This is a genomic window from Pseudaminobacter soli (ex Li et al. 2025) (genome assembly GCF_003012705.1).
In the GTDB taxonomy this organism is placed as follows: Bacteria; Pseudomonadota; Alphaproteobacteria; order Rhizobiales; family Rhizobiaceae; genus Pseudaminobacter; species Pseudaminobacter soli.
In genome coordinates this window covers 211,557-223,630 of the sequence record NZ_PXYL01000009.1, presented here as the reverse complement: position 1 = coordinate 223,630, position 12,074 = coordinate 211,557, and the positions used below count along the sequence as shown (strand labels likewise).

The following is a 12,074-nucleotide window of genomic DNA, read 5'->3' as shown; positions in this document are numbered from 1 at the left end:
ACCCGCCCCGATCTGCCTTGCAACCCGGACCAGCCGGTCAGATCGGGGCTGGTCGTTGTGCCGTGTGGCGGGTCAAAGTGACATTTCTATTTTGCTCACTGGCGGACATTTCAACATGGCCGCCACATTAAAATGTAGCCGGGTGGGTTCTATCTTGAAGTGCGACTTTGCAGCGATACCAATGGCTTATCGCACGCAAGGAACCACAGATGAAACGCACCTACTCGCAGATCGATCTGGATGAGCGGCGCAAGATCGCCCGCTGGCGCCAGGCCGGTGTCAGTGTCGAGGTGATCGCCGAGAAGCTCGGTCGGCATCGCTCGTCGATCTTCCGAGAGCTAAACATAATCAGATGCCAATGCGCCCTGCCCTTGGTTGAACCATATTCGCCAACGGCGAAATAGCGGCAGCGATAGCCATCAAAGCGAAGCCGCTTGAAGTACTTTTGAACATCTGAATACGTCAACAGCGCCGCCCGAAGGTGATCTTCGTTGCCCGCCTCGTCGCGCCTATAGGTCAGCGTTATCGAGTGCGTGGCGGATGCTGTTTTACTTTCGGCAATGCAACGACCGACCCAGTCGTCGACCTTACGTTCGCGCATTGCCAGCATTCGCGACAGCCAACCAAAGTTCCATCATCGAGCTTGTTGGGTGAACGGAACATCTTCGGCGTCCTTTGGTTGCTGTCACTAAATGCACATTGGGACAAGGGAGTGCAGAGCGGGCCGTGGGAGCGCTTCCTTTCGTCAGCGCCCCGGCCCTTTCAATTGAAGGTTTCTTCAAGTGTTTCGGCGCGCGTCCAGTTGAGCTCGCGCCAGTTCTTGAGTTCCCAATGGGCTGGATCGTAAAATGACCAGTCCCCGCCCCAGACAACCGGGACGCTGATTTGCACCGAGACCTCTTTGCCGATGTGACCTAGTAGCGCCCACTGCTCACGCGTGAGCGCCCACGCCTTACGGGCGTGGATCACATCGATTGCGCAGCCAAAGTTGTGAGGGTTTTGCCCCCACTTGGCCTTGGACTTCCCGTCCACAAACCTTGCGGTCTGGTCGGCTTGGCCGCGCCAGAAGCAGTGCGTGAACATCGGCACCCTAAGTTTTTGAAGTCGCTTCAAAAAGACGCGCTCGAATTCGAGCATATCGGGATGCCCGTCGCGCCCATCCGCGCGCCACTGTTGCTCCTGGTAATTTTCTGACAGGAGATTTGAAAGCAATCCTCTTCCTTGTCGCCTTCCCTTGGTCAATCATCTACGTCCTGATGATGAAAAACCAAAAGAAGGCGCAAGAACAGAAGTCCTAAGGCTTCTGGATGCGCTCAGTCGGAGCCTTCTCCATCACCTTCTTGTAGTCGTTCTGTGCCTCGACCAGCGCGCCGCCGAAGACGGTGTTTCCTTCAATGAGGAAATCGCCCTGGGTGACGCATTCGAACTGGTATTTATTCGTCACCACAAACGGTTTGGTGTGAATGTTCGTGCAGAGGTAGAAGTCCGCCGACAGCTTCGGATTGACCGTCTCGACCGCTAACTTTCATCGCTGCAAAGTCGCGCTTCGCCGAGAACTCACAAACTCACTAACCGTAACCTTGATCGCGGAGCCGTCGAGGGTGCCGTCCAGCCCACCGGACATTCCCGGGTTCGAGGCTTTCCGCCCTATCCTTTCCATATTGCTAGCAGAATGGCGACGAGAGCGGCGAAGGCCACAACAAGGCTGCCGCTGCTGACCTGATTCCAAAACCCGTCCTCAACTGGTAAAAGGGCTGCGAACGACCATCGACGGGATTGTGCACCGACGGCCGCCTGCGTGCCTCAACCGAGCGGTTGAGCCAGATTTCGCTGGAAGGGATAGGATGGCGCGAGGCGGTGCCACGAAGGTCAGTAGCTTTGGAGGGAACAGACATGGATAGGACAAAGCTCAAACAGGTTGCGGAAAGCCGTCCCAAGCCGCAAAGCGCGGGAAATCTCTTCCCCTCCACATTCCGAAGCGTCCGGGTGCTGATGCTCTTAGCAACCACTGCCTTCGCCACGAATGCGTTCGCCGCCGAACCACCGGCCTGCATGGACGAGGTGATGCGCGAGCAGATCCTCGGGCACCTCGGGAACGTCGAACAGATGGCCTCGGGGCGTCGCCTCGTCGGACTCGCCCCCGTGGCGGACGTGCTGGTAGCGCCGCCGGCCTCTGCGAACCAATATGCGACCGCAACGACCTACATTTCCGCTTCGCGCTACTGCGAGGCCCGCGCCGAATTCGACACGGGCGAGGCAGAGCCCATCTATTGGCGGATAGACCAGATGATGGACGACGGAGAGGAATCGACCCGCTTGGACGTCTGCCATCGGTTCTTCGACGTTTTCGAGGATGGCTGCAAGGCATTCCGGCCGGGCGAATAAGACACCGCCGGTAGCGGCTCAGCGCCGGCGCTGTCGCAAGCTTGTTCGGCTTCCGCAGTTGGAGGCAGCAGTGATCGAGCGGATCCGGCGCGGTTGCTCGGCTGAGAAGATCGCCGAACGGCGGCGCGAAGCGATGATCCGCCATGCGGAACAGACGTTCAGTTGGATGACCATGCTGCTTGAAATGCGCCCTGCCCGTGTCCGGCATAGGATCGGTGACCTAGCTCCGCCGCCGAGCCATCAGCAACACATGCCGATACGTGAGCAAACAGCCCGCCGAGCCAGAGCCGACGACGAAGTAGTCATAGGTTTCGGTCATGATCGATGCCGCCGTTCCCCTCGAGCGGACCGGGAAGCGGGAACACCGCTCCGGCCCGCCAGCCGCCCGGTCTACTGAAGAAGTTGCGTCCAGACTTTGGTGACGAGTTCCTGCGCCGCCGGAGAGCAGGCCTGCCCCATCTTGACGGGAACGGTCGGGAACAGCTCTGGTGCGTTTTCCTTGTTGTAAAGCGCCTTGTCGTGGTCGACCTTCACCGGCGAAGAGTGACCGTAATAGTTGTACTGCTCGGTGGCGTTGTCCAACTGGGTCATGAAGTTGATGAATTTTTGGGCGTTCTCGAGATTTGCCGCACCCTTCGGTACGACATAGGAGTCCAGCCAACCCACCAGCCCTTCCTTGGGCATGGCATATTCGACATTCGCCTTGTCGTTGCGGCGCAGCCGCATGGTGTTGCCGTCCCACCAGAAGTGCATTGCGACTTCGCCGCTGCCGACGCGGTTTTCGATGTTGTCACTGGAATAGGCGGCCACGAACGGCTTCTGTGCTTGCAGCAGGTCGAGCACCCGCTTCATCTCCTTCGGGTCCTCGCTGCAATAGGGAATGCCTAGGTAGTTCTCGGCGGCGGGGATGACTTCGTCGGGCTGTGCCAGGCTGGCGATCTTGCCCTTCAGCTCTGCGGACGGCTCGAAATAGACTTTCCAGCTATCCACCGGCCCGTTGTAGAGGTCGCGGTTTACGGTGAAGCCGGCGTTTCCGAAGGCGAGCGGCACCGAATAGTTGCCGGTGGGGTCCCACCACTGCTTCTGCCATTCGGGCAGGATCTGCTGGAAGGCGGGCATCGAGGAAGCGCCGATATCCTCCAGCAGGCCGCTATCGACCATGATCTTCACGAAATGCTGTGAGGGCGTGACGATGTCGTAGCCCGACGATCCCGCCTGAAGCTTGGTCAGCAAGTCCTCGTTGGAAGAGAAGGCGTCCACCGTGACTTTGATGCCGGTTTCCTTCTCGAACTTGGCCACCATGTCGGGCGAGATGGAGTCGGCCCAGGCATAGATCGATAGCGTGCCTTCGGCGTGCGCGGAGACGGTAGCGAGAAGGCCCATGGCGCTAGCCGCGGCAAGCGCCGCGATGCGGGTGCGTATAGACATGTTTTTCCCTCTGAGGTTCTTTTGTAGAAGAACGATAGCAAACGGGCGGGGACGATAAATTTGATTTGCCCGACGCGTTGCTTAGGAAAGACTTCGTTCTCTTCTACTGCCTGCGCTGAAGCAAGAAAGCCACGGTTGCCAGCGCCACCGATACGATCATGATCAATGTCGAGATGGCGTTGAGCTGCGGCGACACGCCCTGCTTGATGAGCGAAAAAATGTAGACCGGCAGGGTGGTGGCGCCTCCCGAATTGAGCAGGCTGCTGGTGATGAAGTCGTCCATGGAAATGACGAAGGCGAGCATCGCACCAGCAAACACGCCGGGCAGGATGAGCGGCAGCGTGACACGCCGGAAGGCGACCCAACTCGACGCGTAGAGGTCGCGCGCCGCCTCCTCAAGGTCCGCATCCATACCCTGCAGGCGAGCGCGGATCGGCAGGAAGGCGAAGGGAATGCAGAATGTGGTGTGCGCAATCGTCAGTTTCAGGAGCCCGTTGGTAAGCCCAAGCTGTGAGAACAGGATCAGCACTGCCACCGCCACCACGATCTCCGGCAGCAGCAGCGGCAAGTTGACGACCGTTTCGGACACGCGGCGGAAGCGCACTTCCCTGCCCCGGACCAGAACCAGGGCTGCCATCAGCGCGACGACCGTAGAAACCATCGTCGCAATGGAGGCGACCAGAAGCGATGTCTTGACTGCATCCATCAGCGCGGTGTTCGACAGCGCCGTTGTGTACCAGTGAAGCGAGAAACCGCCCCAGTTTGCCACGATGCGGTTGGCATTGAAGGAATAGAAGATCACCACCGCAATCGGCAGGTAGAGGTAGACGAAGAAGAGCAGGCTGAACAGGTTAAAGCCCGGATAACGTCTGACATTGGCGTCACTCATACGTCGCCCTCCCGGCCTTCCCTGCGCACTGCCTGAAGCCCCCTCCACATCAGGAAGATCAGTACGGCCGACATCAGCACGATCGAAATGGCTGCACCAAGCGGCCAGTTACGCGCGGCACCGAATTGCAGCTGGATCAGATTGCCCATCATCATCGTCTTGCCGCCGCCGAGCAGCGTCGGCTCGAGGACTGCGCCAAGACAAGGCACGAAGACGAGGATCGCGCCGGCCATCATGCCTGGTTTGCAGAGCGGCAGGATCACGCGGCGCAGCGTGGTGAGCCGGCTGCCATAGAGGTCGTGCGAGGCCTCGACGAGCGCCGAGTCGAGCTTCTCAATGGAGGCGAAGACCGGCAGGATCATCAACGGGATATAGCTGTAGACCAGGCCGACCAGCATCGCCGTATCGGTGAACAGCAGGCTCCCCATGTTGTCGACGAGCCCCAGCGCGCGCAACGCCTTGGCGATAACGCCGTCATTGCCGAGGATGATGATCCAGGAATATACCCGTACGATCATCGACACCCAAAAGGGCAGGGTGACGAGATAGATCAGCATCATCTTAACCGACGCTCTTTGCAATGAGATGAAATAGGCGACCGGGAAGCTCAGCACCGTGCAGATGGCGGTCGTCACCAGCGACAGGACGAGCGTGCGGCCTACTACGATCAGATATTGCGGATTGAATTCGAGTTCGCCGGTCCATCCTTCGTTGAACAGGATTTGCTTGTAGGGGGCAGTCGTGAACACGAAGTCGAAGCCGCCATAGGGTCCGCGTGTGGAAAACGACACCAAGACGATAATCCCGACCGGGATGATGAGGGTCAGAAGCATGATGAGCTGAGCCGGCAGCAGGCCCAGCACGTTCCAGCCCGGCGATTTCGGGCGCGGCTTCATGCGCCCAGTACCCTTGGGGACTCCGCCGCGAAGCTCACCGTGATCGGGCGTCCAATCTCTAGCATGCGGTCGCGGCTGACGCTGTTGCGCTTCGACACGCGCAGCTGTGTGCCGCCCGTCTCCACCACGTAGTGGGTATATCCGCCGAGATAATTCGCGCTGACTATGGTGCCGTCGACGGAGATCTGTCCGTCCTGCGAAGGCAGATTGATCTTTTCGGGGCGGATCGACATCACGGCCTTGCCGCCGGCAACGGCCCCCTTGTGCGGCACGCTCAGCGTCATGCCGAACGGGATCGACACGGTGGCGCGCTCGCTATCCACCGAGATCACCTCGGCATCGAGGAAATTGGTCTCGCCGATGAAGTCGGCGACGAAACGGTTCGAGGGCTCCTCGTAGACGTCGGCCGGCGTCCCCAGTTGCTGGATCTCGCCATCGCCCAGCACGCAGATGCGATCCGACATATCGAGCGCTTCCTCCTGGTCGTGGGTGACGAAAACGAAGGTGATGCCGGTCTGACGCTGCAAGGTGCGCAGTTCGTCGCGCATGGCCTGCCTCAGCTTCAGGTCGAGCGCCGACAGCGGCTCGTCCAGCAGCAGAACTTCCGGCTCCGGTGCCAGCGCCCGGGCGAGCGCGATGCGCTGCCGCTGGCCGCCCGAAAGTTGCTGCGGCTTGCGGGCGGCCAACTTGTCCATGTGAACCAGGCGCAGCATGTCGGCCACGCGCGCCTCGCGCTTGTCCTTCGCCCAGCCAAGGTTCTCCAGTCCGAAGGCGACGTTCTGCTCCAGCGTCATGTGCGGGAACAGTGCATAGCTCTGGAATACGGTGTTGACGCGCCGCCTGTGAGGCGGCTGGCCTTGTATATTCGAGCCGCGCAGAGAGATCTCCCCCGTACTGGGCTGCTCGAAGCCGGCTATCATCCTAAGCAGCGTGGTCTTGCCGCAGCCGGAAGGTCCCAGCAGCGTGAAGAACTCGTTCTCGTAAATGTCGAAGGTGACGGGCTTCAGCGCCTGGTAAGTGCCGAAAGCCTTGGAGACGCCTTTGATCTCCACCGCCTTCTTCTGTTGGAGCGAGCAGTTCATATCCATGAAGATGATCTCGAATGGGAAGCGGCTGGCTGGCGTCCCGCGCTGCCGCGTGATGCCAGCCGAGACTATATTTGCCGGCCGCGCACCCGCGAAATTCGGAAATTGCTATCCGTTACATCGGAGATTCATTACCCGAGCCGACCCCTCCCGGCATTTAGGGACAGGCTAACCACTGCAACATGAAATCGTAATTTTCGCATTCCAGCCCCTCCAGTAAACCGACGACCAGACCTCCGCCGCATCCGTAGGAATTCTCGGAGGGCCAAGAAGGGACGCTGGGATGTCAGTTGAAAAAGTAGATACGCTTATTGTCGGTGCTGGCCAGGCGGGGGTGGCCATGAGCGAGCACCTGAGCAAGTGCGGCGTGCCTCATCTTGTTCTTGAGCGGCATCGCATTGCCGAACGCTGGCGTTCCGAAAGGTGGGACTCCCTGGTTGCCAATGGCCCCGCCTGGCATGACCGGTTCCCGGGGATGGAGTTTCCCGGCGCTTATCCCGACGCCTTCGTCGGCAAGGAAAAGGTCGCGGACTATTTCGTCGCCTATGCGGAAATGATTGCTGCCCCAATCCGCTGCGGCGTGGAGGTGAAAGAGGTACGGAAGAACGTCGGCCGGCCCGGCTTCCATGTCGAAACCTCGCATGGGGTGATCGAAGCCAGCAACGTGGTCGCCGCCACCGGCCCCTTCCAACACTCCATCTTCCCGAAGCTCGTGCCGGAAGACGCAGGACTTTTACAGATCCATTCCAGCGCCTACCGCAATCCAGACCAGTTGCCTGGGGGAGCGGTGCTAGTGGTCGGTGCGGGGTCCTCGGGAGTGCAGATCGCGGACGAACTCGTGCGTGCGGGAAAACGCGTCTACCTTTCGGTCGGTCCGCACGACCGCCCTCCCCGCGCCTATCGCGGGCGGGACTTCTGCTGGTGGCTCGGGGTTCTCGGCAAATGGGATGCCGAAACGCCCGGGCCCGGCACGGAGCATGTCACGATTGCGGTGAGCGGCGCCCGTGGGGGGGAGACGATCGACTTCCGGCGTCTAGCCGCGCAAGGGATGACACTTGTCGGCCGAACGGAAGCCTACACAGACGGCGTCATGACCTTCGCCGCCGATCTCGGTCAGAACATCGCACGCGGCGATGCAAACCTGATGTCGCTGCTGGACGAGGCCGACGCCTATGTCGCGCGCAACGGCATCGACCTTCCCGAAGAGCCCGAAGCCCGCAAGCTCGATCCGGATCCGGAGTGCGTGGCCAATCCGATACTCGCACTGAACCTGGCGGAAGCCGGGATCACCTCGATCATCTGGGCCACGGGTTATACGGTCGACTACAGCTGGTTAAAGGTTGATGCGTTCGACGAGAAAGGCAGGCCGAAGCATCAACGTGGCGTGTCGGTCGAGCCGGGGATCTATTTCCTCGGGCTGCCATGGCAATCGCGCAGGGGGTCCAGCTTCATTTGGGGCGTCTGGCACGACGCCAAGCATCTGGCTGATCGCATTTCCACGCAACGCAAGTACCTCGTGTATCACGCGGCCGCAAAAAGCGAGACCGAAGTGGCATAGGTTTGGCGGTCGCACGGCAGCCAAAGCCGGTCCCTTCGGGCTCCCCTCCCCTTATTAGGAGCATCCTTAGCAGGGATGAGAAAGACTGTTCTTTAGAGCCTGTCCGCGCTGTGAATATTTGACCGAGAAATGCGGGCTGAGGCCCAGGATTTTCGCGCGAACCGAACGACGCGCGACGGATGTCCTGACCTCGAGCCCGATTTGATGGAGACCAAGGTGGCGCATAACCGAATTCGCAAGTTCAACACGAAAGACACCTATCCCGAGCAGAAGCTCGACAACGACCTTTGTCAGGCAGTGGTAGCGCGCGGCACCATGGTCTTCCTGCGCGGCCAGTGCCCGCAGGACCTCGACACCGCCAAGAACATCGACAGCCGTGATCCGGTCGAGCAGACCCACAAGGTCATGCAGAACATCAAGCAGCTCATCGAGGAGTGCGGCGGCAAGATGGAGCACCTGGTGAAGGTGGTGGTCTACATCACCGACGTGCGCCACCGCGAAGCGGTCTACCGGACCATGGGCGAATACATCAAAGGCGTGCATCCGGTTTCAACCGGGCTGGTCGTGACGGCGCTGGCCCGCCCTGACTGGCTGGTCGAGATCGACGGCACTGCCGTCATCCCGGACTGAGCCGAGGGACGAGCACGCCATGACCTTCTCCATCGTCGCGCGCTGCAGCCGCACCGGCATGTTCGGTGTGGCGGTTTCCTCTTCCTCGCCGGCGGTGGCCGCCCGCTGCGCCTACGCGCAGGCAGGCGTCGGCGCAGTGGCCAGCCAGAACATCACCGATCCGACCCTTGGGCCGCGCGGACTGGAACTGATGGCGCGCGGCGCCTCCGCTGCCGAGGCAGTAGCCATCCTGAAACGCACCAGCGCTTACAGCGAGTACCGGCAGGTTCTGGCGGTGGATTCCGCAGGCATCAGCGCCGTTCATTCGGGGCCGCGGGCGCTCGGCATCTGGGCAGAGGCGCGAGCGCCAGATGTCGCCTGCGGCGGCAACCTGCTTGCCAATGACGGCGTGCCGCAAACGATGGTGGATGCTTTTCTGGTTTCGGAAGGTCATCTTGGTGACCGCATCATCGCCGCTATGCGCGCCGCGCTGAAAGCAGGTGGCGAGGCCGGGCCGGTACACTCGGCCGGCATGAAGCTGGTGCGTGAGGTGTCCTGGCCGGTGGCGGACTTGCGCTGCGACTGGTCGGACGCCTGCCCGATCGAAGAGCTGGCGAAGCTGTGGGACATCTACAAACCCCAGCTCGACGCCTATGTGACCCGCGCCATCAACCCCTCCGACGCGCCGAGTTACGGCGTGCCGGGCGACGAATAGACAGCCGACAAGCAGGAGGCCCCCATGAGCGAACTCAGCCACAAGGACTGGATCGGCAAGGCGTCCGCCATCCGCTTCCGCGACAAGGCCTTCATCGACGGCAAGTTCGTTGCCGCACGCTCCGGCCGCACCTTCGCAAGCGTCAATCCCGCCACTGGCGAAACGCTGGCGGAAGTGGCGTCCTGCGGCGAGGAGGATATCGACCTCGCAGTATCCTCGGCGCGGCGCGCTTTCCAGTCAGGCGCCTGGTCGCGCGCCAAGCCGGCGCACCGCAAGGAGGTGCTGCTGCGCCTCGCGCAATTGCTGCGCGAGAACCTGCACGAGCTGGCGCTGCTGGAATCGCTCGACATGGGCAAGCTGGTCAAAGACGCGGCCACCATAGATGTGCCGGGCTCGGCCGCCATCTTCCAGTGGTACGCGGAGGCCATCGACAAGGTCTATGACGAGGTGGCGCCAACGGGCAGTGGCGATCTGGTGCTGGTGCGGCGCGAGCCGCTCGGCGTCATCGGCGCTGTAGTGCCGTGGAACTTCCCGCTCGACATGGCGACGTGGAAGTGTGCGCCTGCCCTGGCGGCAGGCAATTCCGTCGTGCTGAAGCCAGCCGAGCAGTCGCCATTCTCGGCGCTCAGGCTTGCCGAACTGGCAATGGAGGCGGGCCTGCCTGCGGGCGTACTCAATGTCGTGCCCGGCCTGGGTGAAACCGCCGGCCAGGCGCTCGGCCGACACATGGAAGTGGACTGCCTCGCCTTCACCGGTTCGACGGCGGTCGGCAAGCTGTTCCTGCAATATTCCGGCCAGTCCAACATGAAGCAGGTGTGGCTGGAAACCGGCGGCAAGAGCCCGAACCTCGTCTTCGCCGATTGCGGCAATCTCGATGCGGCAGCCGACATGGCGGCCTTCGGCATCTTCTTCAACCAAGGCGAGGTTTGCTCCGCCAATTCGCGCCTGCTCGTGCAGCGCAGCGTCAAGGATGCGATGGTGGAGAAGCTTGTCCAGCGCGCCGCTGCCACGCAGCCGGGGGATCCGCTCGATCCGGCCTCGAAGATGGGCGCCATGGTGGACGCCCGCCACGCGGCAAACGTCATGCGCTTCGTAGAGGCCGGCAAGAAGACGGCGCGCCTGGTTACCGGCGGCGAGCAGGTCACCGTCAATGGCCGCGGCAGTTTCATCCAGCCGACGATCTTCGATGAAGTGTCGCCGAGCGACATTATTGCCCGCGACGAGATCTTCGGACCGGTGCTCTCGGTCATCGCTTTCGACGACGAGGAAGAGGCCATCAGCATCGCCAACGACAGCGTCTACGGCCTGGCTGCGTCGCTGTGGACAGACAGCCTGTCGCGCGCGCACCGTATCGCCGAGCGGCTCCACGCCGGCACGGTCTCGGTCAACACGGTGGACGCGCTGAGCCCGATGACGCCGTTCGGCGGCTTCAAGCAGTCCGGCTTTGGCCGCGATCTCTCGCTGCATTCGTTAGACAAATATACCGCGCTCAAGACCACGTGGATCAAGTATTGAAGGGCGGCCACAGCAACTTGATCGTGGCAGAGAAACCGGCAACATAGCCAGCCATGCCACTTCGCTTTACGCTCAGACAACTAGAGTATTTCGTCGCCGTCGGCGAAGCTGGCTCGATTGCCAAGGCGGCGGAACAGGTGAACGTCTCGCCGCCGTCGATCTCGGCCTCAATCGCCCAGCTCGAAGCGGAATTCGGCGTGCAGCTTTTTGTGCGCAAGCATTCGCATGGCCTATCGCTGACCGCCGGCGGCCGCGTGTTCCTGAAGGAGGCCGCGCGGCTGCTCGCGGATGCTGACGCTCTGCACGACATTGCCGGCGACATTGCCGAGAAGGTTCGAGGCCCGCTGGCTGTCGGCTGCCTGCTGACCTTCGCCCAGATCTTGTTACCGGCGCTGCGCCGCAAGTTCGAGGATACCTATCCTGAGGTTCGCGTGCGCCAGTTCGAGCGCAACCAGGGCCAGTTGCTGGAGCTTCTGCAGCGCGGCGAAATCGACGTGGCACTGACCTACGATCTCGAGCTCTCGCAGGACATGGCCTTCGAGCCGCTGATGCAGCTTCCGGCCTATGTCATGCTGCCGGCGGGGCACGCGCTTGCCGCGAGAATGTCCATTTCCCCCGAGGAACTCGTAGACCAGCCGATGGTACTGCTCGACCTGCCATTCAGCCGCGAATATTTCCTGTCGGCTTTCCAGCAGAAGGGGCTGCGCCCCAACATAGCCGAGCGCACGGGCGACATTGCGGTCATGCGCTCGATGGTGGCGAACGGCTTCGGCTATGGTATCGCCAACATGCGGCCCCTCAACACGCTCGCCCCGGACGGCAAGCCCCTAGTGTTCGTGCCGATGGATGGCGAACTGAGACCGCTCACCATGGGCGTGGCAATGCCCAATGCCGAGCATCGCACCCAGACCGTGCAGGCCTTCATCAGCCATTGCCGCCGCTTCGTCGGTGAACAGGGCGTGTTCGGCACGGAGCGCGTGGTAGGTTGAGTCAA

The 12,074-nt window shown here is 61.5% G+C and carries 12 protein-coding genes and 2 pseudogenes; 7 read left to right on the top strand and 7 right to left on the bottom strand.

Features of this window, described 5'->3' with window-relative positions:
* Positions 1-209 precede the first annotated feature (209 nt).
* Positions 210-341: pseudogene (locus C7I85_RS18845) on the top strand (helix-turn-helix domain-containing protein); the annotation flags it as partial.
* A 41-nt stretch (positions 342-382) separates the two neighbouring features.
* Here the strand turns inward: C7I85_RS18845 and C7I85_RS32295 are convergent.
* The 3 genes and pseudogenes from C7I85_RS32295 to C7I85_RS31015 all read right to left on the bottom strand — a co-directional run.
* Positions 383-601: pseudogene (locus tag C7I85_RS32295) on the bottom strand (hypothetical protein); the annotation flags it as partial.
* Positions 602-762: 161 nt separating this feature from the next.
* Positions 763-1,212 carry a M15 family metallopeptidase gene (locus C7I85_RS18840; protein WP_106725541.1) on the bottom strand — a complete coding sequence of 150 codons (450 nt, stop codon included), beginning with the start codon at positions 1,210-1,212 and terminating at the stop codon, positions 763-765.
* Between the two features lie 82 nt (positions 1,213-1,294).
* Complete coding sequence (locus C7I85_RS31015) at positions 1,295-1,444, bottom strand: hypothetical protein (protein ID WP_181257226.1); 150 nt, start codon at positions 1,442-1,444, stop codon at positions 1,295-1,297.
* 449 nt (positions 1,445-1,893) lie between these two features.
* Between C7I85_RS31015 and C7I85_RS18835 the strand changes: the two genes are divergently transcribed.
* The gene (locus C7I85_RS18835) at positions 1,894-2,385 is read left to right on the top strand and encodes a hypothetical protein (RefSeq protein WP_106725540.1); all 492 of its coding nucleotides are present in this window, start codon (positions 1,894-1,896) and stop codon (positions 2,383-2,385) included.
* 390 nt (positions 2,386-2,775) lie between these two features.
* Here the strand turns inward: C7I85_RS18835 and C7I85_RS18830 are convergent, their stop codons facing one another.
* From C7I85_RS18830 to C7I85_RS18815, 4 genes are all read right to left on the bottom strand, one after another.
* Positions 2,776-3,813, bottom strand: a complete 1,038-nt coding sequence (locus tag C7I85_RS18830; protein ID WP_106725539.1) for an extracellular solute-binding protein — start codon at positions 3,811-3,813, stop codon at positions 2,776-2,778.
* 103 nt (positions 3,814-3,916) lie between these two features.
* Positions 3,917-4,702: an ABC transporter permease gene (locus tag C7I85_RS18825; protein ID WP_106725538.1), complete on the bottom strand. Its 786-nt coding sequence runs from the start codon at positions 4,700-4,702 to the stop codon at positions 3,917-3,919.
* Complete coding sequence (locus C7I85_RS18820; protein ID WP_106725537.1) at positions 4,699-5,598, bottom strand: ABC transporter permease; 900 nt, start codon at positions 5,596-5,598, stop codon at positions 4,699-4,701. Before C7I85_RS18820 ends, C7I85_RS18825 begins: the two co-directional genes overlap by 4 nt.
* Positions 5,595-6,686 carry an ABC transporter ATP-binding protein gene (locus C7I85_RS18815; protein ID WP_106725536.1) on the bottom strand — a complete coding sequence of 364 codons (1,092 nt, stop codon included), beginning with the start codon at positions 6,684-6,686 and terminating at the stop codon, positions 5,595-5,597. Before C7I85_RS18815 ends, C7I85_RS18820 begins: the two co-directional genes overlap by 4 nt.
* Positions 6,687-6,966: 280 nt before the next feature.
* On the opposite strand from C7I85_RS18815, the gene C7I85_RS18810 reads away from it, so the two are divergent.
* The 5 genes from C7I85_RS18810 to C7I85_RS18790 all read left to right on the top strand — a co-directional run bounded on the left by C7I85_RS18810 (position 6,967) and on the right by C7I85_RS18790 (position 12,069).
* Positions 6,967-8,241, top strand: coding sequence for a flavin-containing monooxygenase (locus C7I85_RS18810; RefSeq protein ID WP_106725535.1), 1,275 nt, complete (start codon positions 6,967-6,969; stop codon positions 8,239-8,241).
* Positions 8,242-8,457: 216 nt separating this feature from the next.
* Entirely contained in the window at positions 8,458-8,871 is a 414-nt protein-coding gene (locus C7I85_RS18805; protein ID WP_106725565.1) for a RidA family protein, read from the top strand.
* A 19-nt stretch (positions 8,872-8,890) separates the two neighbouring features.
* Positions 8,891-9,565 (top strand): DUF1028 domain-containing protein, encoded by a 675-nt coding sequence (locus C7I85_RS18800; RefSeq protein ID WP_106725534.1) that lies wholly within the window; start codon positions 8,891-8,893, stop codon positions 9,563-9,565.
* Positions 9,566-9,589: 24 nt separating this feature from the next.
* Positions 9,590-11,080, top strand: a complete 1,491-nt coding sequence (locus C7I85_RS18795) for an aldehyde dehydrogenase (RefSeq protein WP_106725533.1) — start codon at positions 9,590-9,592, stop codon at positions 11,078-11,080.
* Positions 11,081-11,133: 53 nt separating this feature from the next.
* Complete coding sequence (locus C7I85_RS18790) at positions 11,134-12,069, top strand: LysR family transcriptional regulator (protein ID WP_106725532.1); 936 nt, start codon at positions 11,134-11,136, stop codon at positions 12,067-12,069.
* Positions 12,070-12,074: the final 5 nt, after the last annotated feature.

Bases quoted from the DNA above. Each gene is read 5' to 3' on its own strand.
- C7I85_RS18835 (WP_106725540.1), top strand. From the start codon at position 1,894: ATGGATAGGACAAAGCTCAAACAGGTTGCGGAAAGCCGTCCCAAGCCG.
- C7I85_RS18830 (WP_106725539.1), bottom strand. From the start codon at position 3,813: ATGTCTATACGCACCCGCATCGCGGCGCTTGCCGCGGCTAGCGCCATG.
- C7I85_RS18825 (WP_106725538.1), bottom strand. From the start codon at position 4,702: ATGAGTGACGCCAATGTCAGACGTTATCCGGGCTTTAACCTGTTCAGC.
- C7I85_RS18820 (WP_106725537.1), bottom strand. From the start codon at position 5,598: ATGAAGCCGCGCCCGAAATCGCCGGGCTGGAACGTGCTGGGCCTGCTG.
- C7I85_RS18815 (WP_106725536.1), bottom strand. From the start codon at position 6,686: ATGGATATGAACTGCTCGCTCCAACAGAAGAAGGCGGTGGAGATCAAA.
- C7I85_RS18810 (WP_106725535.1), top strand. From the start codon at position 6,967: ATGTCAGTTGAAAAAGTAGATACGCTTATTGTCGGTGCTGGCCAGGCG.
- C7I85_RS18800 (WP_106725534.1), top strand. From the start codon at position 8,891: ATGACCTTCTCCATCGTCGCGCGCTGCAGCCGCACCGGCATGTTCGGT.
- C7I85_RS18795 (WP_106725533.1), top strand. From the start codon at position 9,590: ATGAGCGAACTCAGCCACAAGGACTGGATCGGCAAGGCGTCCGCCATC.
- C7I85_RS18790 (WP_106725532.1), top strand. From the start codon at position 11,134: ATGCCACTTCGCTTTACGCTCAGACAACTAGAGTATTTCGTCGCCGTC.